A 23,379-nucleotide genomic window follows, 5' to 3' on the forward strand; every position below is an offset into this window, starting at 1 on the left:
GGCGATTTACTCTTGGTCGGTACAGATCATGAACGTGGATAGAATCATCGAATTGGAGATCAGGCAGGCGTATCAGGAAGACCTGATACAGGCCCTGAATCAGGTGGTGGCCGGTCAACAAATCCAGATCGGCAAACTGGAAGAAACTTGCAAGTTATTGCACGACAAGATTAAAAGCCTGGGACATGCCATTAACGATGGCGGCGGAGCGCAGGCGGACGAGCGTCCGCCGCATTATTGAACCGGCCGGCATCCGGCCGGGCTGTGCTTCCCGCCGTTTAGCCGGCCTTGACGCGCCGACGCGGCGTTTCGGCGCTAGCGACCGATTTGGCGGATGGCGGCAATGCCGTGCAATCCAGATTTTTAGAATGCAGTCGCCGGCAGAAATCGCGGCTGTCGTCTTGCGCCAGCCCGGTCCAAACGGTTTTCCAAAACACGCCGCCCTTGAATTTTTGGCGGACGATACGAGCTTGGCCGGCTTTGGCTAGCGGGCCGAGCGCGCTCCTGGCGCGTTTCAGATTGACGTCGGCGTCGATCTTGCGCGCGAAATTGCCCATCGCGACCGACCAGGCGCGCTCGCTGGAATGGCTTTTGACGCTGGCGGTATGGGTTTCCGGGACCGCCTTGCGGCGTTCCGAATGGCCGGGATTGATCCGAATCGGCTCGTAACGGTTGCTGCCGGAGTCGGCGCCCATCTGCTCGGCGCTACCGGCGCAACGATTGGAAGACAACTGGAACGGCGGCGGCGCGCCGCTGCCGTCTTGCAATTGGCTGATGTGGCTGCCGTACAAGCCGCTGGCACTGTTGGTAAAGCCCAGGTCCAGCAGGTTTTCCATTTGTTGAAAGCGTTCGGCACTACTGTGCGCCCCCAACAACACGCCGATCAAGCGATGGCCGTTGCGTTTGGCCGAGGCGATCAGGTTGTACCCGGAGCCGCAAGTAAAACCGGTCTTCAGGCCGTCGGCATCCGGATAGCTTTTCAGAATGCGGTTGGTATTCGGCAGAACCCGGCCCTTGTAGCGAAATTCGGTCGCCGAGAAAAAACGGTAGTGCTGCGGAAAGTCGCGGATCAATGCGGCGGACAACAAGGCTAAATCGCGAGCGCTGCTGATCTGGCCGTCGTCAGGCAGGCCGCTGGCGTTCTGAAACGAACTGTTATACATGCCCAGCCGATGCGCCGTTTGGGTCATCATCGCCGCGAAATTGCTTTCGGTACCGCCCAGATGCTCTGCCAGCACCACCGCCGCGTCGTTGGCCGAGCGGGTCGTTACCGCCATGATGGCCTGCTCGACGGTCAGGTTTTGGCCTTGGCGCAAGCCCAACTTGGAGCTGGGTTGCAGCGAAGCGTGTCGGGATACCGTGACTGTGTCGTTCAGGTGCAGGTGACCGGATTCTATCGCCGAGAACGTCATGTAAATCGTCATGACCTTGGTCAGCGAGGCAGGATACCAGCGATGCGTGGAGTCGGTTTCGTGAACGACTCTGCCCGTATCGGCATCGATGACGATGGCCGCGTAACGGGCGGCGGCCGGCGAACCGTGCAGCAGCAGGCAGGCGATTGAGGCGAGGGCTAGGTTTAGGCGCGGCACGGTACTCAAGTTCTTACTTTGCTCCAAGTAGGTGGTGTAAGGTTTTGACTGGATTATTTAATCAGAATAATCGCTTTCAAAAAAGGCTTATTTTCGAATCGGTGACCAAATATTCTGGAATTTTTTTGGGCAAGCTTAGCCGGTTTTTTGCTTGAACAAAAGGGCAATTGCGGTTTGTAAATGCTTAAAATTGTTATATTATCTAAGCTCGGGGCTGCTATTTGACAAACAGTCTGGGCAGCAAGGGATCTATAGTCGTCGGGATGGTGTCGCTTGATTGAAGAAAAACGTTATTTTGACAATAGTTTTGATGTGTTTCTGGCTGATACGCCCGAGAGTCTGGAAATCCATTACAACCTCCGGTTTCGGGTGTATTGCGATGAAATGGGCTACGAAGACAAGGAGCGGTTTCCCGATAGATTGGAGAAGGATTATTGGGATGAAAACGCCGTCCATTTTTTGGTCCGCCATCGCGATAGCGGCTGTTGGCTGGGAGCCATGCGGTTGGTCAAGCCGAGAGGCTATCGGTTTCCGCTCGAGGATCGCTGCACCCCCTACCAGCCTCTGTCGGTGAATCAATACCGCAACTCGGTGGAAATTTCCAGGCTGTGCGTGCTGCGGGAAGCGCGGCGCTTAAACTTGCACAGGCGGCCGGCCAAGGTGTTGGCCAACGGCGAAGTCGATCGGCGTGTCAGTTTCCTGCAAGATTATAAAAACTTGAGCCGTAGCGTGATGTGGGGTTTATATCGGGCGGCCGTCGTGTATTGCCGGCAAACCGGAATCAGAGACTGGTACATCCTAGTCACGCCGTCGTTGGCGCATGCGGTCAAGCGCGAAGGCTTTGAAATGACTCAGATCGCCGAACCTTGCGGGTTGAACGGCGTGCGTACCGCGTATCGATTGAGCGTGGCGCATATCCTGAAAAACCCGATATGGGAACACGACTACAAGCGCGATTTTCTGCGCTACTCCGAGCTGAACGATGAATTCGCCGCCTATGGCTATTTACGCAGGCCGCTACGCCAGATCGGTTCGGTTTCCTATATTCAGCCGCGCTATTAGAAAAACTATAACGGCGGAAATCGATAGACCGGCAACTCGGTTGCCGATCATCGACAGAAGAGTGCCGCAGCGCTAGTCACGGCGTTAGTCCTTGAGCGTTCCAGCTTGCTCGAGCCATTCGGCAAACAGGGCGCCAGACGTGCAAACTGGGTTTGCTCGCCTGGCTTTTCCGTATCAACCACCGCCGGCTTGGCGAAACTGGGGTCAAGCCGAATCAATCCTCGCGATGCCGGCCGCGGCGGCATTGACTAAAGGTCGAGTCGGCGTTCGCCGAGGCATCGCGAGCCGCCACGCCGGTGTCCGGGAAGTCGGTGAATAAGCCATCCACGCCTAAATCGAAGTAGTAGCTCATTTCCTGTTGCGGGTCCGCGAAACCGTAACCGCCGGAGTCGTTGCGGAAGGTCCAGCTATGCACCTGCAAACCCTTGTCGTGCGCCATTTCCAGTACGCCGGTACTGCCGTCCACTCGGCGGTCGTGAAGGTCTATGCTACCGTCGCCGGTACGGTCCACGCCATCGGCCACCGTTTTCACCAGATAAGGTTTCCATGGGCCGATTGCGTCGGCATAGGACTTAACGAAATCCAGGCCGGTTTCGCTTAACAAATCCGCAAAAGTGCGCGGGTCGCCGGCTTTAACGAAATCGTAAGGCTGTTTGTAAGGCGGAACCAGCGACAGCGAACCATCGGCATTGACATCGTCGGCGTCGATCAACTGCACCAAGCGAATGTCGGTTTTCCTGCTCAGATATTGCAGATTGCCGACTTCGAAGGATTGGATGAACACCGGCGCGCAGGCGCTATCGCCGTAGGCGGCGTGCAATTTGGCCAACAACTTGTTTTCGAAGAAATTCCGGCCGAACAGCGGCCGGCGGTTGGCGGCTTTCAAGTCGGCGTGATAGGTGGAATGCTTGATTTCCGGATAAATGCCGATGGTCCGGCCGGTTTCCCGGCTTTTTTGCTTGGCCAGCGCGATGACTTCTTCCAGTGTCGGAATTTCATACAGGCCGTCGTAGGCGGTGTTGGCCGGCCGCGTTTGCGGTAAACGTTCCCTGGCGCGCAGGGTTTTGATCTCGGCCAACGTAAAGTCGCTGGCAAACCAGTCTTCGTATTCGACACCATCCACCATCCGCTTGGTTTTGCGGCCGGCGAATTCCGGGTGATTGGCCACGTCGGTGGTGCCGCCTATCATCGGCTCGTGGCGGGCGATCATCTGGCCGTCCTTGGTCAACACCAAATCGGGCTCGATGAAATCGACGCCCATCTCGATTGCCAGCGTATAGCCCGCCAATGTGTGCTCCGGCCGGTAACCGGCGGCACCGCGATGGCCGATGACGAGAGGGCTGGTTTGCATGGTGCCGTGATCTCGGTGATAGGAATGGGCGGCGGCGGTGCCGGGCCCAGTCAATATAGCCAGGGAAACGGCCGCCGCCGGCAGGTTGTAAAGCATTTTAAACATGTTGGCTCCTTAGTTAAGGAAAGGTGAGCTTCCTAGGATATTAATCGCGGCGTTCGCCGTCGGCGGGCAGTACTTTGCTGAACACCGTCGCGCCATTGATGTCTTTCAACGCAACCCGCAGGGCTCGGCTGCGCTGGTCGATATCGACTTGACCGAAGAACTGCAAGCCGGCGTACGGTGACAGGTTCACTTGACCGGCCGGTGGCGCCTTGCTGAATACCACTTGCGGGCCGAAGGTGCCGTCGGTGCCGTTCGGGCCGAACGAACCGGCGTTCAGCGGGCCGGCGACGAATTCCCAGAACGGCGCGAAATCTTTGCTGGCGGCCTTGCTTGGGTCGTAATAGTGCGCGGCGGCGTAATGCACGTCGGCGGTCAGCCACACTACGTTTTTGACGTGCGCGTGTTTGATAAAGCTCAGCAAGCGGGCGATTTCCAGCTCGCGGCCGGCGGCCGGACCATTGTTGCCGTTGGCGATCGCTTCCCAGCGCGGCGTGCCGTCCGGCAAGCTACCGTCGCCGATGTTCAAGCCGATCGGCATGTCGGCCGAAATGATTTTCCAGGTGGCGTCGGAGCTGGCCAAGGCTTCTTCCAGACGAGCCAGTTGTTCCTCGCCCAGGAATGCGGTTTCCTCGCTTTCGGAGGTTTGCAGATTGGCGGTGTTCGGACCACGGTAGCTGCGCATGTCTAAGACGAACACCTCCAGCAACTTGCCGTAAGACAATTTCCGGTAAACCCGGTCGGATTCTTCCGCACCGTGCGGGCGTAGCGGCGCGTATTCGTGGAAGGCTTGGGTGGCGTGGGCGATCAGGGTCGGAATATCCTTGATGGTATAGCGCGCGTCGTTGCTCAGGTCCTTGGCATCCGACCAGTTGTTGACCACTTCGTGGTCGTCCCATTGCCAGATTTGCGGTACTTCGGCGTTAAAGCGGCGCAGATTGGCGTCCAGCAGGTTGTATTTGTAGCGGCCGCGAAACTCGTCCAGCGTTTCGGCTACTTTGGAGACTTCCGGCGTGACCAGATTGGTCCAAACTTGGCCGTTCTCGGCGACCACGCTTTCTTTAATCGGGCCGTCGGAATACACGCTGTCGCCGCTTTCGATGAAGAATTGCGGTTGGACTTTACGCATCGCTTCGTAGATTTTCATGCCGCCGAAACTTTCGTTGATGCCCCAGCCCTGGCCGGCGATGTCGCCGCCCCACACAAAGCGGATGTTGTCGCGTTTGCCTATCGTGTGGAAATGCCCGGTCACCGCCGCGCTGGCATTGCGAGCGTTGGTCAAGTCTTCGAACCAGACCTTGACGTAAACGTCTTGGCCGGCCGGCAGATCGACCAAATCCTGGCGGGCGGTGAAATCGGATTCCGGCGTTGCGTATGGGCCGCGAATCGTCACCGGATTGGTGAAGTCGGCATCGAACGCATATTGCACGAACATGCGCGCCGGACGGTCGGCACGGCTCCACACCACGGTTCTGCCCGGCAGCGGATCGCCGAATTGGATGCCTTGCGGCATTTGCGGGGCGTCCACCGCGCAAGCCGGGTTTGTTAAAGCGGCAATGGCCGCCAGCAGCGCCGATTGGCCGGCGATACGGGTAAATCTGCTTAATTTACGCATGTTTAATTCCAGGGCTGGGTAGAGGAGGCCGGGATTATAGGCAGCGCAAAATGACAGGATGATTAAGCGGAGCCGCTTGATTTCTCGAGGGAATCGGCGGGATCGGGTGGCGGGAGGGATTTGGAATGCCGCTTTTTTATCAGTCGTTCGTCGCGCGGATTTGGGCCGTGGCGAAGTCGTGGCAGACGCATCGAATGCGCCGTTAAGTCCGCCCGGCTGTTGCTGCCGGGCGGAATGAGCTGGCGTGCTGCTTTGCGTTGCAGGACACAGGCGGAATGCACTCGCCGTGTCGTTTCTTTCGCGCGTGCGTTTGGCGCGAAGGTTTGGGCTTGCGGCGCGGTCGGTTTACTGAAGACGTCGTGGCCGAGTTCCGGTGGGGACCGGTCCCCGGTTTACAAGCGGCCGTTTTGGTAGTCGTCTATCGCTTGCAGAATTTCGGCCTCGCTGTTCATCACGAACGGGCCGCGCTGCACAATCGGTTCACGCAGCGGCCGGCCGGCGATCAGTATGGCTTGGCTGTCCTGTTCGGCGATCATCACCACGCCGTCGCTTTCCGACCGATTATTTAACACCGCCAATTGCCGAGCCGCGAGCTTGCGCCCGCCGACCGTCAGCTCGCCGCGATAAACGTAGATAAAGGCATTGCGGTCGGGCGGCAGCGCTTGGCTGAATGCGTCGCCGGCCGGCAAGTGCAGATCCAGAAACAACGGTTCGGTGACCGGCCGTTGTATCGCGCCCGCCACGCCATGACTGTCGCCGGCAATCACGCGGAGCAGGCCGCCGTTCGGTAGCTCGAGTTCCGGTATCGCCGGGCTTTGCACGTCGAGGTAGCTGGGGGGCTGCATTTTGTGCGCGGCCGGCAGATTGATCCACAGTTGAAAGCCTGCCAACAAACCGTCTTTCTGCTCCGGCATTTCCGAATGGATAATCCCGCGTCCGGCGGTCATCCACTGTATCCCGCCGGTTTCCAATAACCCGGCGTGACCGGCATTGTCGCTATGCCTCATGCGGCCGGCCAGCAAATAGGTCAGGGTCTCGAAGCCGCGATGCGGGTGGCTGGGGAAGCCGGCGACATAATCGCCGGGGTTGTTGCTGCCAAAGGCGTCCAGCAATAGAAACGGGTCCAGCCGTTTTTGTAAACTTGGCGGTATCAGCCGCGTCAGTTGGACGCCGGCGCCGTCGGTTGTGTTAAGCCCGGTGACTAATTGTTCGATAGTCCGGGAGTGATTTACGGTGGAAGCGGATGTTGGGCTCATCGGTTGATCTCATTTTAATTGGGCGTGTTTAAGGTCCCTTCGGCATCGCGCGGGGACCGAGCGGCATCGGCACAGTTCCTGATCCGAGCGTGGCGTTTCCCTGAGCGGAGCGTGGCGTTCCCTGAGCCGAGCCGAAGCATCCCCTGAGCGGAGCCGAAGCGGTCCCTGAGCGGAGTCGAAGGGAACATGCCGGTCGATTCAATCATCGGCAGGGCAAATCCTCGAGGGGGTGACGGATTTGGAACTCGCCGCAGGATGGGGCCGCCGGTCATATTTCCAGCGCGGCAATTTCCAGTTCGGCTTGCCGCAAGGCCAGTTCGGCGACATCGCCGCTTCTTGCCAGGCCTTCGGCATGGATGAACGTCAGATCGGTCATGCCCAAAAAGCCCAGCATCGTTTGCAGGTAGGGCGTCATCGTATCCAAGGGAGTGTCACTGTGTTGTCCGCCATAAGTTAAGGTTAAATAAACCTTTTTGCCGCGCAACAAGCCTTCCGGGCCGGACTCGGTGTAACGAAACGTCAGGTCGGCGCGGGCAATGGCATCGAACCAGGCTTTGAGCTGGGCGGGAATCCCGAAGTTGTACATCGGAACGCCCAGCACGATACGGTCGGCTTGTTGGATTTCGTCTATCAAGGCGTCGAAACGTTCCGCCAAGGCCTGCTGTTCTGCGTCGCGCTGTTCGGCCGGCGTGAACAACACGCCGAGAGCCGCGCCGTCCAACAGCGGTGGAGAGGATTGCGCCAAGTCGCGTTTAATTAACTCGGAATCCGGATAGGCGGCTTGTAACTTTTCAGTCAATAGTGTCGCCAAATGGCTGGAGTGGCTTTGTTCGCCGCGAATGCTGGTGTTGATTTGCAGAAGGTTCATCGTTGGTCTCCCAAATGTCAGTGGATGGGGCTACTATAATTCGGGATAATCAAAACGATAAGACGTGAAAATGGATAACATTATTCCACTAGAGCAACAATATCCCGGCATCGAGCCGAACGATTTGTGGCTATTCGCCAAGGTGGCCGATTGCGGCAGCTTTTCCAGGGCCGCCGAAGCGGCGGGATTGCCCAAGTCGTCGTTGTCTAGGCGCATCGCGTTGCTGGAGCAGCGTCTGGGCGAGCGTTTGTTGCAACGCACGACGCGTAAGTTGACCCTGACCGAGCTAGGCGAACGTTTGCGGGAACATGGTCGGCAAATCGGTGAGGAAACCAACGCGGCGGCGGCCTGGGCGGCGCATCGGCAAGTGACGCCGTCCGGTCGGTTGCGTTTATCCGTTCCCGGCGATTTCGCCAGTTTGGCTTTGGCGCCGCTGTTAGCCGAATTCGGGGAACGCTATCCCGATGTGGTGTTGGCCCTGGATCTATCGCCGCGACGGGTGGATTTGGTTGGGGAAGGCTACGACTTGGCGATTCGGGTCGGCGAATTGGCCGACGACACGACGTTGGCGGCTAAGCGCCTGGACCGGTTCGAATTCGGTTTGTACGCGGCGCCACACTATTTGGCGCGCGCCGGCACGCCGGATCATCCCCGGCAATTGGCGGAGCATACCGCGTTGCATCTGGTAGCGGCCAATCAAGAAATCGCGCCCTGGCGGTTGCGGCGCGGTGAAGAACTTTGGACCGGCCTGCCGCCCGCGGCGGTCACCGCCAATTCGCCGGAGTTATTGGTTAAACTGGCTCGTCTGGGTCGCGGTATTGTCGCGGCGCCAAAAGTCTACGGTGAATTGAGTTTGCATACTGGTGAACTGGTGCGTTTGCTAGCGGACTGGCAACTTCCCGGTGTCGATGTCTGGGCGGTATTCCCAGGCCGAAAGCTAATGCCGACCAAGACTCGAGTGTTCTTGGATTTTTTGGCGGAGCGCTTCGGTAAGCAGGCAAGCTAACGAAAATGAAGTGATTTGTTATCCTGGATAATGAGAAAGATGGGCGTGGCGGTTTTGGTGGCGGTCGACCTCGTTTCAACACAGGTGTATCCGAATTTTGCCCAATGACTTTCATGGTGAAGTGGGCGGCTGTCCGTTTGGCTGGTTCGAGAAGTCAGCCAGGAATGAAAAGCGCCAGTCGCTTAGTCCGCATAATGCCGATAGTGTAAGCGTTTTTGTGTAAACGGCTATTAGTAGGTAGGAAACTGCCATTCCCTAAAGGAGAAAAAATGACCGCATCAAAAACCCGGAGACTGCGCACAAAATCTCGTTGGCTGGGCGTCATTCGCGCACTCTCAGCTCCAACGCCTTGATCCGATCCGAATAGCTACTAGTGGCTTCATTTGCGCGTCATTCGTTTTTCGGGTTTGCCTCAGCCAGCGGCGTAACGTTTCAGCCGTACGGCGAAACTTCGCTGAAATCGACTGAATCGCCGCCCATTTCGACGGATATTCGCCTTGATGTACTCGCACCATGCGAATCGCTCGCTGTCGGATTTCTGACGAATAATGGTTTGACGTTTTCTCTTTCATTGCTCCATTCACGAAAAGGCGGGAACCTCCCCAGAAATCCGGGGCGCTTCAGCTTTTTTGAGAATGTTGTCAGTTTTTTTTACAGGTCGAATGGGATGGTGTTGGCCTTCGAATAAAAATATCAATAGTTTCAGTGTGTTGAGATTTTGGCACGCTGAGTGCTTTAACAGATTCGAGTTTCTCTTTATATCTTAACTTTGGAGGTAAGCATGAACACTAAACTCACTTCAGCAATTTTTGTGGGTGCTTTGTCCGTATTTGGCGCTAGTGCGGCTAGTGCAGTCACGGTGCAGAATATTAATTGGGATCCGAATGCCGTCAACGGCAATCCTGGTCAGCCAGCTGATGATTTCGTTGGCAAAACCACCTACACTCAGTGGTTTCAAACCGCTTCGGCAGAAAACACGTTTTCGCCAAGGCTTACCATCGATCTGGTTAACCTCGGAGCTCTGGCCGGAAGCAGCTTGACGGGTACTGGCATATTCGCCGAGTTCAACGGTATTAACTCAATTGTTGGCGATCCTAGCCCAGATACTAATCCAGCTGACTTCGCTACCAATGTTCAGTTAACCTATGGTTTTGGTGGCATTGTAGTGAATAGCGTTGATTTAACCAATCCTGCGGTTCCGGTTTTCACCCTTGATTTGAGCAGCGCTTGGGTTAACATCTATTCCGACGCCGCTTTGAATTACGGTAATACATTGCCAGAGACAGTAGATGCGGTTGATACTACTTATTCCGAACCGTTCCTTAAGCTGAAAATCGATACATTGACGCTGAATACTATCGTGGCAGGCAGCAATTTGTTTGGGTCAGTCGATGCTTACTTCTCTGTTATCGGTGGTGCGGCGGCAAGTTATTTCGACACTGACAATCAAACCAATACCAACGGTGGGGTTTCGGATTTGTTTTACACCTCCAGCTCTCAGTTTAAAAATGGGGACAACTTTACTACCGGTACAGCCGAGTTGACTGGTGACACTCGTACAGTTCCAGAGCCATCGTCCTTAGCGTTGTTGGGTTTGGGGATGATGGGTTTTAGCAAATTTTCTCGCCGCAAATTCGCAGCTTGATTTTCTAGATTTTACGTTCATTTGGACTAGAATGCCCTCCTTGCGAGGGCATTTTGCTTTTTATGGTTTTTCATAACGATGAAGCGTATCCATTTATTTGAAATAGAAGACCAAAGCTGGTGTCCGGGATCTATTCGGGACAGCGTTACCGACTTTCTTCAATACATTGTCCGAATATTCAATTTATATGATCCCATTGTATCGCTGTTGTGGGAAGCCATTGCAAGAGAAGGTAGACCTAGTCGAGTGATTGATCTTTGCGCGGGTGGAGTAACATGGCTCGCTATTATTGATAAGATGAAGTTCGCGAATGGCGGGCTAGATATGAGCGTTACGTTAACGGACTTATACCCTAACGTGGAGGCCTTCAGAAGTGCAAAGGCTCGCTATCCGAACGATTTTGAGGTTTGTGTTGACTCGATAGACGCCGCTAACGTTTCTGTTGATCTACAAGGTTTTCGCACATTGTTTTCGAGCTTTCATCATTTTACGCCGGATTTGGCTCGTTCAATTCTGCAGAACGCTGTTGACCGTCGTGAGGGGATCGCTGTTTTTGAGAGTACTCAGAGACATATATTGTTGATTGTATATATGTTGTTCACCCCTCTTTTGGTTTGGGTATTGACACCTTGCATTAGGCCTTTTCGCTGGTCAAGACTGATTTTTACCTATCTGATTCCTGTTGTTCCCTTTGTGGTCTTGTTTGATGGAGTAGTCTCGTGCCTTAGGACCTACTCAGTTGCTGAACTTCAAGAAATTGTGGCTACTTTGAATGCGCCGGAATATCGTTGGAAGATCGGTTTGAAGCGTGTTGGGTTTTTACCGGTTGGTGTGACCTACCTAATAGGCTATCCTTCTGATAACCACACAGGAGAAGCCGATGAAAAATTCGAACCTTGAAAATGCTATTGCGGACTGGAAACGTCATCCCGAGTTGGCCGAAGATTCTGTCATTTTTCCTCAGTCGCTGATAACTTCGACTTTGGCTATTGACCGTCGGATCTTTGGAACGCTTATTCCTAAGTCTAGGGCGGCAGTAGAGGCGGCTGTCCTCATCGCCAATAAACATCAAATTCCTCTATATCCTATAAGTACTGGTCATAATTGGGGTTACGGCTCCGCGAGCCCTGCTCAGGACGGATGCGTTCTTGTTGATTTGTCAAAGATGAAGTCGTTGGAGTTTGATTCGGAGACTGGTTTACTGACAGTTGAGCCAGGAGTCACTCAGCGCCAACTAGATATGTATCTCAAAGAAAAGAAATATATGTATTTGGTTCCCGTGCATGGAGCTGGCCCCGATTGCAGTTTGGTTGGCAACGCTTTGGAGCGCGGTTACGGTATAACGCCTTATGCTGATCATTTTGGCGCGGTGATGAGTTTGGAAGCTGTTCTGCCGAACGGTGAAATTTATCGTTCCATGATGGAGGGATTGGGAGGAGATGAGATAGATAAGGCTTTCAAGTATGGGATGGGGCCTTACTGTGACGGTTTGTTCTCTCAAGGCAATTTTGGAATTGTGACGAAAATGACGATAGCCTTGGCGCCTAAGCCAGAACGAGTCGAGGCTTTCTTCTTTGGCGTAAAAAAGTCTGACGATTTGGAGTTGGCCGTAGAAAAAGTGCGGCAGGTTCTTAGAGAAGTCGGTGCGGTGACGGGATCGATAAATTTGATGAACAAACATCGTATGTTATCGATGTCGGAGCCATATCCGAAAGATCGAGTCGGTGATGACGGAATGATTCCGGACGATATTTTGAAAAAGCTGATGAAGCGCAACCAGATCATGGAATGGACGGGAGTTGGTGCGATCTACGGTAACAAAAAAGTCGTGAAAGCGGTTAAGGGCGAAATCCGCAGAATATTACGGCCAGTAGCTAAGCGCCTTGTGTTCTTTACGCCGGAAAAGGTCAGATTGTTATATGGTGTAGCACGAGCGCTGCCAGTGATTCGTGAAATGCATCTTGTAAAGATTTTGGACTCTCTAAACAAGAGTATGCAGATATTCGCCGGAGAGCCCAGTGAAATAGCCTTGCCACTTGCGTATTGGCGATCAGGGACGATACCAACTGACGGTGCACCTATGAATCCGGATGCTGACGGTTGTGGGCTAATATGGTACTCCCCACTTCTTCCAATGAAGCCTAAATTGACCAGGGCTTTTATTGAAATGGTTACAAAAATTTGTATTAAATATCAGATGGAGCCATTAATTACGCTAACGAGTATTTCCGATCGCTGTTGGGATAGCACGATACCAATTTTGTTTGATAGGCAAAATTCAGAAGAGGTTGCTCGTGCTCATGCGTGTTATCACGAGTTGTTGGATACCGGTATAGCATCAGGATTTATACCTTATAGGCTGGGCATTCAGTCTATGTCTTTGCCAAGCGAAAAAAATGCAGTACCTTCTTTCTTGCAAGTTGTAAAGAAAGCAGTGGATCCGAGTAATATTATGGCTCCGGGTCGTTACGGATTGTGATTCTTGGCTCATTCAGCAATGTAGTCGTTAGCAAAATCAAAAGGTTTAATAAATCATAATCCTTCGAAAGACAGGTTGTATATACTTGAGCATTGCGCAAAAAACCACTTGTTATTTAAATCGCTGGCGAGTCCAATATCGTGTAATTACTGTTTGAAAATATGTGTGGGTTAAAGGTGGCTGGATCGGTAGAGTCTGCACTGATAATTGGTTGTCAAAGCTGGTCCGAGCCTCTAAATATGCTAAAAAAAAAGGAAATGACTTTGTTTTTCGGCGGGTGCTCTTCGGGATAAAATGTTTAGTAGCTTTGGTTAATATATTGAAAGCCCATAGTGGAATAGATATAACTTTCGGTATATCTAAAACATGCTCCTTTGATATACATTGTAATATTTTTATTATATCGACTAATTTTAATGCTTGATCGGGTCCGGAGCAAAGATGAAATATTTTTCCAACGAAATCTAGTCTTTGCGAGCTGGTTTTTATACATTTTGCAACATAATCAACTGGTATTATATCCAGCTTTGCGTTGCCGAGGTGCGGTAATAGTCCAAATGTAAGGCGCCCTGACAGAAAGTCACAAATATAATAAAAAATTTGGAAGTGAATGATCTTACCTGTTTCGGAGTGTCCGACAACCATACTCGGACGGTGTACAGTTACAGGTAAATTGAGTTCGAGCATCTTTTCTCTTAAGTAATCTTCTGCTTCAGCCTTGGATTGCTCGTATGTGTTATGAAATGCTCTCGTTTCGGTAATCCATGTTTCCGGTATTGAGCCGGACATCTTGCCAGCTACCCCAATAGTGCTGACATATTCTACCTTCTGCAATACTCCCGCCACTTGGCAGGCGTGAGCCAGTTCTACAATGTTTTTGACGGCGCTCAATGCGTGTTTGCGAGCCGTGTCCAGCGGCAGATTCATCCGTACCACGCCGGCGCTATGGATAATGTGCGTGCATGAATTAACGATTTCTCCATAGGCTTGCTCGGATAGGGCAAAGCGCGGCTCATCGGTGTCCCCTTGTAGTAGGCTAATCCGTCGGCGCGCGTCGTCGGCTCGAGTGGTATCCAGTTCCCAGAATTCAATCAGTTCCTCTAGTCGTTGCCGGAGGTGCTCGGGTGATTTCGCGCGGATTAACAACCAAATTCGGTTTTGTGGTTCTTCCAGCAATAGCGGTACCAGCATGCTGCCGATAGCGCCGGTCGCGCCTGTGACGAAGTAATTGGATTTCATCGTTATTCCTTGGGTGCGATTGGACGATCTGCAAAAGGACTTGTCAGGCCGGTAACTTCAGCAGCACGATATTAGGTTCAATCAACAGGGGTTGCTGGTGAATAGTTGAATCGCCATTGTCTAATGCGTCGTAAAGCTGGTTAATCCACGTTCCGTAATCTCTTTGAATATTCCTCCGCAACAGCTTTAAATTACGCGTCAGTTCATTTCTTTCGACCGACAGTGACGAAAAGCTTAACACAGCACCGACCGGGCGCTTGTAATTGGGTAATTCCGCTGCGGTTTCGGCGAGCGTCTTCGCTAATTTTCTGGCGAAATCGAGCATTTCGTTGGCGTCTTCCGGTCGTTCGGCCCCCACGGTTACCAAGGTTGTCAAAAACTTGCGGTTTGCGCCGAATACAACCGCGTGCTCGATTTTACTATGGCTTTTTAACAAGTCTTCGATTTCGACAGGGGCGATTTTGCGGCCGGTGGAGGTCTTAAACACGTCGGATTTTCGCCCGGTCAGGCGAATGTAGCCGTGTTCGTCGATCTCGGCATAATCCCCGCTCGCCAAATAACCGTCCGTCGTTAATCTGCGGTCTTCTTGTTGTTCCGCTACATAGCCACCAAAAACTCCGCTGCCTTTAACGAGTAATTCACCGTCTTCCGCAAGTATTACCCTATTAGGGCTTAGTGGTTTACCGACAGTGCCGAATCGGTAGTCGTTGCCGCGGTTCGCGGCAATCGGAACAACGTTTTCGCTGAGACCGTAGGACTCCAGAATCAACAGCCCTGTTGCGTAGAAGCGTTTTAGCAGCCAAATTGGTATCGGAGCGGAACCGCTAATCAAATATCGAATGTTGCATCCGAACAATGATGTAAACGACTTGAATAGGTGGCGATTGATAAAACGAAATAGGCATCCGACCGGCGAATCGTTTTCCCCCGCAGACAGACAATAGCAGAGGAGGTGATAGATAGGTTTTGGTTGTCTATTTAATTTGTTCTCGACTTCTTGATAGAGCTTTTCGTAAAAACGCGGGACAGCAATAAAGACATGCGGGTTGATTTGAGGTAGATATTCAATGATTTTTTGCGGCTGAGTTACGAAAAATATTTCCGAACCTCCAGCAAGCGCACATAGGTTTACAATGCGTTGAAAAAGATTCGATAACGGCAACCAACAGACCAAATGGCAGGGGGCTTGGCCAATTTCCGGGAAGGTGTCCAATATGGCTTGAATAGCGGTGACGATCTGTTCGTGTCTGTACGCTATTCCCTTGGGGGTACCGGTGGTGCCGGAGGTGAATATGATCGTTGCAATGTCGTTGGGGAATATCGCCGTTGATAAAACCGTGTGGTCGAGTTTTTCGTCGAGGTGGTCGTGAATGGTCACCGAGTGAAGCTTGCTCTTACCGGATTCGCTGGCATCTTCAAGTGAAATAACGGTGGATATTTGATTAAAGACGCTGTCGCCAAATTTTTCCAAACGTCCAACTCGATCGATAATCATGGCATCGATTTTGACCAGAGTGGAGATGGTTTCGAGATGTTCCGAGGTTTCTTCGGGATCTATCCCGACAATGATACCGCCGAGCATCAGAATAGCGTGATGAGCCAACTCCCATTGGCTTGAGCTTGCCGCCAAAACAATGACGGTCTGCCCTTTTTCGATACCGAGAGTCTTTAGCTGCCAAGCTAGATCGACTGCCTGTAAATAGAATTGGCTGATGTTGGTGGGTGACCATTGGCCGTGAATATCGAGCGACCAATGAGCGTTAGCGTTCGGAGTTTGCCTGGCTCTTGTGGCTAACAATTCAGGGAGCGTCGCTCTTTGCATTTTGCAATCTCCTTGTTGCTATCATGGGTGGATCGTAAGCACCCAGTGGGTGGTTTACGGTCAATTCCTTTTCCGATAGGTCAAGCCATTTCAGGCTTCTTGTCACCTCACTGCCTAAAAATACTTTCTTTTTGAGCATAAAGTCGATTATAGGCACGAGTATGCGCCATTGGTTTACATTGGCCTTGCCCTCGCGTATTAATGCGGAAAACTCCGGCAGATATGGGTTGTACCCAAAATGCTTTAAGTCTGAATACATTAATAGCCAATTGATTGGATAATTGCTGAATATTGGGCTGGCGTGCTTTCCGGATTTTACCAAACCCAGTTGCACGACTTTTTGCATGATCTGTTCCTGGTTGTAAGGCCAGGCGTGATAGGGTGCTAAGTATCTGGGAAATACAGTTCCGGAAGGATAGTTCTGGGGATTGAAAAATCGGGAAAGCTCTAGTTCGTCAAATTCGGTGCTGGTTTTCAGTGCCGGTGGCGTCCAATTGACTTTGGCAATCAAATCCCTGGAGAACTCGTAAAGCATTCGTTCAGGTTCGGGTTGGCCGGGCGAATATCCGGCCAGTATCAGCGGAATATTTTTTTCGAGGGCCAACTTAATGGCATCGCCCTCGAATAGCGGGGCGTAGACGTACGACACGGTGTATACCGCGCCGCGCGGTTCCTGATTTTTCAGCAAATGCCGGAAGAGCTTTTGGTAAAACTGCTCGGAAGGCCGGTAAACGACATGGTCTATGTCCAGCTTATTCAGCGTGCGGCGAATATTGTCCCAGGCTAACGGCGGAATATTGATGTCGGTGGTGAAGGCCAGAACCTTAAGGCCGTATTCGACTTTTAACTTATAAAGTAAATAAATGCTGTCCTTACCGCCGCTAAGCGGCACCAAGCAATCGTATTCCGCTTGATTCTTACACTCGCGCAGGGCTTTTTCCAGATCGGCTTCGCGTTCGGCACGCTGTCTATCTAAAATTTGGCTGTCTTCCGGTTTATAGTTTTCGCACAGATTGCAAATCCCATTTTTGCCGAGTATGACTCCGGGTACCGCATCGGATATTAAACATTTAACGCAGTTTGCCATAATAGTTCCAGGGACAGGTTCTTAATTTCGCGCTAACAGGCGAGGGGTGTTGCGCTCGGTAAAACTATCTGGCTCCCTTACCCCATAAGATGACCTCGACGGTGCTCATCATGATGGTCAAATCTAAAAACAGACTGTAGTTTTTTACATAATATAAGTCATATTGCAATTTCTGCAGGGTGTCGTACTCGCTGGCGCCGTAGGGGTAGCATAGCTGCGCCCAGCCGGTGATACCGGGTTTTACCCGGTGCCTTTCCTTGTAATAGGGGATGCGTTCTTCGAAACCTTGCACAAATTCGGGGCGTTCGGGTCTTGGGCCAACGAAGCTCATGTCGCCTTTCAACACGTTCAGCAGCTGCGGAAGCTCGTCTATCCGATATTTGCGGATAAACTTGCCGACCTTGGTGACTCTGTCGTCTGTTTGCGCGGCCCATTGCGCGCCGTTTTTTTCGGCATCCACTCGCATGCTGCGGAATTTGATGACGTTAAATACCTCGCTACGATAGCCTACCCGCCGCTGCCTATAAAATACCGGCGCGCCAAAGCCGCTTTCGACGTAGATCGCCATCATGGTCAGCACCATGATCCACCAACTGACGGATAGCAATAACAAGCTGGCAATCACGTCGAACGTGCGTTTGACGATAGGGCGGGTGCCGTCGTTAACGAAACCGTCGGAGAACACCAGCCAACTCGGGCTTAACGTTTCCAGATATATCAAGCGCTGTTCGCGCTCGTAAAAGGTTTGCAAATCCATGATTTGAACGCCGGACATCTTGACGTCCAGCAGCTCGTCGACAGGGAGCTTTTTGCGCCTATCGTCCACCGCGATGACAATTTCGTCGACCTCGGCGGCTTCGACAATGTCGTTCAAGCGCAATTTCTCGTTGAGTGCGATGGCGTGCGGTACGTTGATGGGTTCGTCTTCGAGTGTCACATAACCGACAATTTCGAAGCCGCGATAAATGTAACTGGAATTGATGACGCTCAATTCCCCGGCGCGCTGGCCGCAACCGATGACCAGTACCCGGCGCTTGAGTTTTTCCAAGTTCACGAAACGATAAAACAGGTGGCGGGTCAGCAGTAGCCCGGCGTAGGAGAGAATCAACGCGGAAATCAAAACGCTACGTGCCAACATCAGGTCTGGAATCACGTAGTAGATAAATGCCAACATGAAAACCGCAATGGCGAACGCAAAACTAATACGCTGTAGGATATTGTATTCTTCCTTATCGAGCGTTTTCCGGTATAGCCCCAACGCCGAGCACGCGGCGGTAAATACCATTGAGTACATCAAGGCGGCGGCTCCCAGTTCGTTGGAGGTATACCAGGAGGCCGTATAGAGAAAACGGACTGTCGCGCCACAATACATCGCCAGAAAAAAGACCAGCCATTCCAGGATTAACAGCCATAAATAAGCCGTTGAAATATAGTGTCGAAAGATTCGAATCATATTGGGTGCGAATTACGGTCCGGGAAGAATTATTGGAGAGACGTTTGGCCGGCCAGTGCTCGGATGTATTCGGCCGGAATGGCATAAGTGATGCCACTGGGGTTGGTGATGGCGTTTTCCTTGCTGCCTTGCACGAACACCTTGTTGATGATGCCGACGACCTTGCCCGAGTCCGGATCGTAAAGCGGGCTGCCGCTGTTGCCCGGATAGGCGGTCGCGTCGAGTTGGAACACGTTGTACGGGGTCTGCAGTTTTCTCAGCATGTTCACATTCAATTGATTGGTGGCGATGGCTGGGATTGCATTGGGCGAAATCGCTGAAACCATGGTGTGATGGGTGACAGGGTATAAGCCCAATACCATGCCGATCGGATAGCCGGTAAAAGCGAATTGCTCGCCTTCTTTAACCTTTCGCGAATCGCCGATTTCCAGCGGCGGCAGTTTGCCGCCTTCGAGCGTCAGCATCGCCAAGTCATGCTCTCCGTCCACGCCGGCAATATTCGCGATCAACATGTGCTCTTTTTGGTCCTGTAGATAGAACACCGCGAAACGCTCCAACCGGGCGCCGTCCAGCTTTTTCTCGAGCACATGGGCATTGGTGACGATCCGGTCGCCGTTACCGACCGCAAAGCCGGTCGCCAAAAACAGCGCCCTGGGATTACGGGTAGGCATGTAAGTTCCGACAGCAACCACGCCGGGTTTGATAAGGGCGATGGTATCCGGAAGTTTGTTGTCGTTGGCAAGCAAGTCGCCACTGGCGGCAAGCGTTAAAGCACTACCCAGAAAATATGCCGCTAAGTTAATCATGCAGAACTGTCGAGGGGGTCATACGAAGCCATGCCTAAAGTTTAGCCTATCTTGTCGTCAATACTAACACCCTGCCGAGAGTAGCGGCGCAAATTCGTTGGTGGTTCGATCCAAGCAGAGTTTTGGCTTGGAAACGGTTCGGTCGGGATGGCTGGATGAATTTGGAGACGCGGAGTCGCTACGGTTGGTTTTTTCCCGAAACAGCGGAACTTGACCGGCATTGGCCGGTCTACTTGGGCGGAGATAGTGCAGCCGGTAGCGCCGCGATCGGGAAACAGTGAGATCCCGTTCCGCGTTACCGGTTTTTTTATGGGTATAGCCTTTCCTGCTGAAACGAGGAGCCGTTCCAGCACAGTGCGCTGGCGCCGTCCATCGTCCAGTCAGCCAGCACGAAACGCTTGGCATGGCGGCCTTCCAGCAGGAATTCGTGCAGGTTCGGGCGATGGGTGTGGCCGTGTATTAGAATGTCGCAGCCATGTTGGCGCATCGTTTCGGCGACGGTTTGTTGATTGACATCCATGATTTCATCCGTTTTGCCGCGCTTATGATAAAAGCTGCGTAGGCGGTACCAGCGCGCGGCCAACAGGCGAAGTATCAATGGTTTGCTCAGTACATTGTTGCGCCACCGAGGATTACGGGATTTTTTCCGAAACGCTTGGTAAGCCTCGTCGTCGGTACAGAGCAAATCGCCATGCGTCAATAAAACTCGGGTGCCGTTCAAGTCGATAACACTGTAATCGTCCAACAACGTGACGCCGGTTTCCCGACAAAACTGTTCGCCCAGCAAAAAATCCCGATTGCCTTGCAATAAAAAAATCCGGATTCCAGCTTCGGTCAGCGCTCTTAATGCCTTTTTGATACTTCGATTCGGCGGAGTTTTGTCGTCGTCGCCTATCCAGGCGTCGAAGAGATCGCCGAGTATATAGACGGCTTGGGCGCGCGGGACTCGGTACTTTAAGAAATCGAGAAAGCGCCGGGTTAGTCCCGGCTTTTCCCATGCCAGATGCAGGTCGGAGATGAACAGAATATCCGGGTGTAGAGACGCCTGCTTCGGCGTCTCTAGCGAGGATTGCGGCATGGCGTTATTCGACGACTTCGGCTTTCTCAATGACGATGTCGGTTTTGGGGACGTCTTGATGCATGCCGCGGTTGGCGGTGGGTTGCTTGGCCATCGCATCGACGACATCCATGCCTTCGACGACTTCGCCGAATACCGCATAGCCCCAGCCGCTAGGCGTTTGGTTGGTATGGTCTAAAAAGGCGTTGTCTTTATAATTGATAAAAAATTGCGCGGTGGCCGAATGAGGATCGTTGGTACGGGCCATCGCGATGGTGCCGCGCTTGTTTTTCAGGCCGTTGTTCGCTTCGTTTTGGATGGTGGCCTTGGTGGCTTTTTGATTGAACGACGTGTCGAAACCACCGCCTTGAGCCATGAACCCCGGAATGACACGATGGAAGATCGTGCCGTTATAAAAGCCGTCGTTCACGTAGGCAATGAAGTTGGCCGTCGATGCAGGCGCTTTGACGGCGTCGAGTTGGATGACGATGGTGCCTAGCGTGGTGGTCAATTTGACTTTGGATTGGGAGTCCGACATTTTGTTTTCCGTTGCAAATGAAAGGGTTGAAAATAAAAACAGCATCAGGTAAGCGAACCGGTTACGCATGAAATATCCTCGTTAGCGCTGTAAGCGGCGAATTCTATGTGTTTTTATGTTGAAAGAGAAGCCGGAATCTTGGTAGATTGCGGAGTCTTTGCGCCGTAATCGATCAACGCCGATGCTGAAAATTTACAACACCCTGACTCGCAGCAAGCAAGAATTCATTCCCCGGGAACCCGGCAAGGTCGGCATGTACGTTTGCGGCATGACTGTTTACGACTATTGCCACGTCGGCCACGCTCGGGTGATGGTGGTTTTCGATACCGTGGCCCGCTATTTGCGCCATGCGGGATACCAACTGACGTATGTGCGGAACGTCACCGATATAGACGATAAAATCATTCAGCGCGCCAACGAAAACGGCGAAGCCTTTACCGAATTGACCGAGCGTTTTATCGCCGCAATGCACGAGGACGAAAGGGCGCTGGCGGTATTGCCGCCGGACATCGAGCCGCGCGCTACTCAATCGATTGCCGACATCATCCGGATGATAGAAACGCTGATCGACAAGGGCTACGCCTACGTCGGCGGCAATGGCGACGTGTTTTACGCGGTCAGCCGTTTCGACGGTTACGGCAAGCTGTCCGGCAAGAACATCGAAGATTTGAATGCCGGCGAACGGGTCGGCGTCGATACGGCCAAACGCGATCCGCTGGATTTCGTGTTGTGGAAAATGGCCAAACTCGGCGAACCGGCCTGGGAGTCGCCTTGGGGCATGGGGCGTCCCGGCTGGCATATCGAATGCTCGGCGATGTCCACCTGCTGCCTCGGCAATCACTTCGACATTCACGGCGGCGGCATGGATTTACAGTTTCCGCATCACGAAAACGAGATAGCCCAGTCCGAGGGCGCCACCGGTCAGCCCTTCGTCAATTATTGGATGCATAACGGTTTCGTTCGGATTAACGAAGAGAAAATGTCCAAATCATTGGGCAATTTTTTTACGGTGCGAGAGGTGCTGAAACAATATCGGCCGGAAGTGATTCGGTTTTTTATACTGTCCAGCCACTACCGCAGTCCGCTGAATTACGCCGACGAACAGCTCGACGAAGCCGGCACCGCGTTGACACGTTTGTATACGGCACTGCGCGGCGTCGAAATCGCCGACATCGACATCGACGTCGATTATCGGCTGCGTTTCGAGCAAGCGATGGACGATGACTTCAATACGCCGGTGGCCCTGGCGGTACTTTTCGATTTGGCTCGCGAATTGAACAAAACCGAACACAAAGCCCAACTGGCGACGACGTTAAAGCGTTTGGCCGGAATTTTGGGATTGCTGCAAGACGATCCGGACGATTTTCTGAAAGGCGGTAGCGGCGCGGACGGTTTATCCGAGGCCGACATTGAAAGTTTGATTGCCGATCGTAAAGTCGCCAAAACCAATAAAGATTGGGCGCGAGCGGACGCGATCCGGGATCGCCTAAAAAGCTCGGGCGTCATTCTGGAAGATGTGGCCGGCGGGAACACCATTTGGCGGCGGGAAAACTGAGAGACAGAAATGACTGAAATCAAAGATCAATCCGTTCAACTGTTTCTCGACGAACTAGCCAGCAAACAAGCGACACCGGGCGGGGGTAGCGCGGCGGCGCTGTTGGGAGCGCAAGGCGCTGCGTTGGTTTCGATGGTTTGTAATCTGACGATAGGCAAACCCAAATATGCCGAAGTCGATGCCGAGATGCGGGCGTTGCTGGTCGAAGCCGAGAGCTTGCGCGAAACTCTGATCGGCATGATCAAGGCCGACGTCGAGGTGTTCGATCGCTTGATGGCCTGTTACGGCCTGCCCAAGACCACCGATGCGGAAAAAGCCTACCGTTTGGAGCGGATTCAGGCGGTGCTCAAAGAGGCCACCGATGTGCCGCTGGCCTGCGCCAAGGCTTGCGCGCAAGCGATTGCATTGAGCCGGGTTGCGGCCGAAAAAGGTGGGCAGGCGGTAATCAGCGATGCCGGCGTCGCGGTGATGGCGGCCTATGCCGGCTTGAAAAGCGCGGCGCTGAACGTTCGGATCAACGCCGGCGCCTTGAAGGATAGGGCGTTTGCCGACAGCCGAATGGCGGAGTTGCAAGTCTTGTTGACGACAGGCGAGCAGGAGGCCGATGCCATTTATCGGATCGTGCAAGACAAACTTTAACTCGCCAATCGCCCAAATCAGCCGCTCGACTATCGGGGCGTTTGCTTTGAGCTGTCTAGGTTACAACAGGTCCAAAGCCGATAAGTTAAGTGCTTACGGTCGATCTAGGCTGGGCTGAGCGGAAGCCGAACTAAGCTGCTGGCTGAGCGGAGCCGAAGCCAACCGTTCGCTTCGGCTCTGCTTAGCGAACGGCTTAACCTAACGGCAACG

Annotated in this window: 20 protein-coding genes; 8 read left to right on the plus strand and 12 right to left on the minus strand. The window is 53.0% G+C overall.

The window, feature by feature from the left end; translation table 11 throughout:
* Positions 1-28 precede the first annotated feature (28 nt).
* Positions 29-241, plus strand: coding sequence for a SlyX family protein (locus tag ACQE3E_RS04990; protein WP_064024233.1), 213 nt, complete (start codon positions 29-31; stop codon positions 239-241).
* A gap of 37 nt (positions 242-278) precedes the next feature.
* On the opposite strand, the gene ACQE3E_RS04995 is transcribed toward ACQE3E_RS04990, so the two are convergent.
* Complete coding sequence (locus ACQE3E_RS04995) at positions 279-1,589, minus strand: D-alanyl-D-alanine carboxypeptidase family protein (protein WP_427501637.1); 1,311 nt, start codon at positions 1,587-1,589, stop codon at positions 279-281.
* Positions 1,590-1,862: 273 nt separating this feature from the next.
* On the opposite strand from ACQE3E_RS04995, the gene ACQE3E_RS05000 reads away from it, so the two are divergent.
* Positions 1,863-2,651 (plus strand): PEP-CTERM/exosortase system-associated acyltransferase, encoded by a 789-nt coding sequence (locus ACQE3E_RS05000; RefSeq protein ID WP_064024231.1) that lies wholly within the window; start codon positions 1,863-1,865, stop codon positions 2,649-2,651.
* Positions 2,652-2,865: 214 nt separating this feature from the next.
* Here ACQE3E_RS05000 and ACQE3E_RS05005 read toward each other — a convergent pair whose 3' ends face one another.
* The 4 genes from ACQE3E_RS05005 to ACQE3E_RS05020 all read right to left on the minus strand — a co-directional run bounded on the left by ACQE3E_RS05005 (position 2,866) and on the right by ACQE3E_RS05020 (position 7,843).
* Positions 2,866-4,107 (minus strand): glycerophosphodiester phosphodiesterase, encoded by a 1,242-nt coding sequence (locus ACQE3E_RS05005; RefSeq protein ID WP_396642534.1) that lies wholly within the window; start codon positions 4,105-4,107, stop codon positions 2,866-2,868.
* 40 nt (positions 4,108-4,147) lie between these two features.
* The gene (locus tag ACQE3E_RS05010) at positions 4,148-5,719 is read right to left on the minus strand and encodes an alkaline phosphatase D family protein (RefSeq protein WP_427501280.1); all 1,572 of its coding nucleotides are present in this window, start codon (positions 5,717-5,719) and stop codon (positions 4,148-4,150) included.
* A gap of 392 nt (positions 5,720-6,111) precedes the next feature.
* A complete protein-coding gene (locus ACQE3E_RS05015) occupies positions 6,112-6,975 on the minus strand; it encodes a pirin family protein (RefSeq protein ID WP_071154825.1) in 864 nt (287 codons plus the stop codon).
* 268 nt (positions 6,976-7,243) lie between these two features.
* Complete coding sequence (locus ACQE3E_RS05020; protein WP_427501281.1) at positions 7,244-7,843, minus strand: FMN-dependent NADH-azoreductase; 600 nt, start codon at positions 7,841-7,843, stop codon at positions 7,244-7,246.
* Between the two features lie 70 nt (positions 7,844-7,913).
* Between ACQE3E_RS05020 and ACQE3E_RS05025 the strand changes: the two genes are divergently transcribed.
* The 4 genes from ACQE3E_RS05025 to ACQE3E_RS05040 all read left to right on the plus strand — a co-directional run bounded on the left by ACQE3E_RS05025 (position 7,914) and on the right by ACQE3E_RS05040 (position 12,973).
* Positions 7,914-8,849 carry a LysR family transcriptional regulator gene (locus ACQE3E_RS05025; protein ID WP_427501282.1) on the plus strand — a complete coding sequence of 312 codons (936 nt, stop codon included), beginning with the start codon at positions 7,914-7,916 and terminating at the stop codon, positions 8,847-8,849.
* Positions 8,850-9,630: 781 nt separating this feature from the next.
* On the plus strand, positions 9,631-10,494 hold the full coding sequence (locus tag ACQE3E_RS05030; RefSeq protein ID WP_427501283.1) for a PEP-CTERM sorting domain-containing protein: 864 nt from the start codon (positions 9,631-9,633) through the stop codon (positions 10,492-10,494).
* A 78-nt stretch (positions 10,495-10,572) separates the two neighbouring features.
* Complete coding sequence (locus ACQE3E_RS05035; protein ID WP_427501284.1) at positions 10,573-11,394, plus strand: hypothetical protein; 822 nt, start codon at positions 10,573-10,575, stop codon at positions 11,392-11,394.
* Positions 11,375-12,973 carry an FAD-binding oxidoreductase gene (locus ACQE3E_RS05040; RefSeq protein ID WP_071154829.1) on the plus strand — a complete coding sequence of 533 codons (1,599 nt, stop codon included), beginning with the start codon at positions 11,375-11,377 and terminating at the stop codon, positions 12,971-12,973. Before ACQE3E_RS05035 ends, ACQE3E_RS05040 begins: the two co-directional genes overlap by 20 nt.
* 111 nt (positions 12,974-13,084) lie before the next feature.
* Here ACQE3E_RS05040 and ACQE3E_RS05045 read toward each other — a convergent pair whose 3' ends face one another.
* The 7 genes from ACQE3E_RS05045 to ACQE3E_RS05075 form a co-directional block, all read right to left on the minus strand.
* On the minus strand, positions 13,085-14,212 hold the full coding sequence (locus ACQE3E_RS05045) for an SDR family oxidoreductase (protein WP_427501285.1): 1,128 nt from the start codon (positions 14,210-14,212) through the stop codon (positions 13,085-13,087).
* A gap of 43 nt (positions 14,213-14,255) precedes the next feature.
* Positions 14,256-16,034, minus strand: coding sequence for an AMP-dependent synthetase/ligase (locus tag ACQE3E_RS05050; RefSeq protein WP_427501286.1), 1,779 nt, complete (start codon positions 16,032-16,034; stop codon positions 14,256-14,258).
* Positions 16,012-16,926 (minus strand): hypothetical protein, encoded by a 915-nt coding sequence (locus ACQE3E_RS05055; RefSeq protein WP_313728820.1) that lies wholly within the window; start codon positions 16,924-16,926, stop codon positions 16,012-16,014. The genes ACQE3E_RS05050 and ACQE3E_RS05055 overlap by 23 nt, the downstream gene beginning before the upstream one ends.
* A gap of 259 nt (positions 16,927-17,185) precedes the next feature.
* Positions 17,186-18,574, minus strand: a complete 1,389-nt coding sequence (locus ACQE3E_RS05060) for a TIGR03013 family XrtA/PEP-CTERM system glycosyltransferase (protein WP_064024211.1) — start codon at positions 18,572-18,574, stop codon at positions 17,186-17,188.
* 29 nt (positions 18,575-18,603) lie between these two features.
* Entirely contained in the window at positions 18,604-19,380 is a 777-nt protein-coding gene (locus ACQE3E_RS05065) for a S1C family serine protease (protein WP_313728819.1), read from the minus strand.
* A 307-nt stretch (positions 19,381-19,687) separates the two neighbouring features.
* Complete coding sequence (locus tag ACQE3E_RS05070; RefSeq protein ID WP_313728818.1) at positions 19,688-20,458, minus strand: UDP-2,3-diacylglucosamine diphosphatase; 771 nt, start codon at positions 20,456-20,458, stop codon at positions 19,688-19,690.
* 4 nt (positions 20,459-20,462) lie between these two features.
* A complete protein-coding gene (locus ACQE3E_RS05075) occupies positions 20,463-20,975 on the minus strand; it encodes a peptidylprolyl isomerase (protein ID WP_269454742.1) in 513 nt (170 codons plus the stop codon).
* 181 nt (positions 20,976-21,156) lie between these two features.
* On the opposite strand from ACQE3E_RS05075, the gene cysS reads away from it, so the two are divergent.
* Together cysS and fchA are read left to right on the plus strand one after the other, a co-directional pair.
* Positions 21,157-22,530 (plus strand): cysteine--tRNA ligase, encoded by a 1,374-nt coding sequence (cysS, locus tag ACQE3E_RS05080; RefSeq protein WP_313728817.1) that lies wholly within the window; start codon positions 21,157-21,159, stop codon positions 22,528-22,530.
* Positions 22,531-22,539: 9 nt separating this feature from the next.
* Entirely contained in the window at positions 22,540-23,169 is a 630-nt protein-coding gene (gene fchA / locus ACQE3E_RS05085) for a methenyltetrahydrofolate cyclohydrolase (protein ID WP_313728816.1), read from the plus strand.
* Positions 23,170-23,379: the final 210 nt, after the last annotated feature.

Source organism: Methylomonas sp. MED-D, from assembly GCF_050276835.1.
In the GTDB taxonomy this organism is placed as follows: Bacteria; Pseudomonadota; Gammaproteobacteria; order Methylococcales; family Methylomonadaceae; genus Methylomonas; species Methylomonas koyamae_A.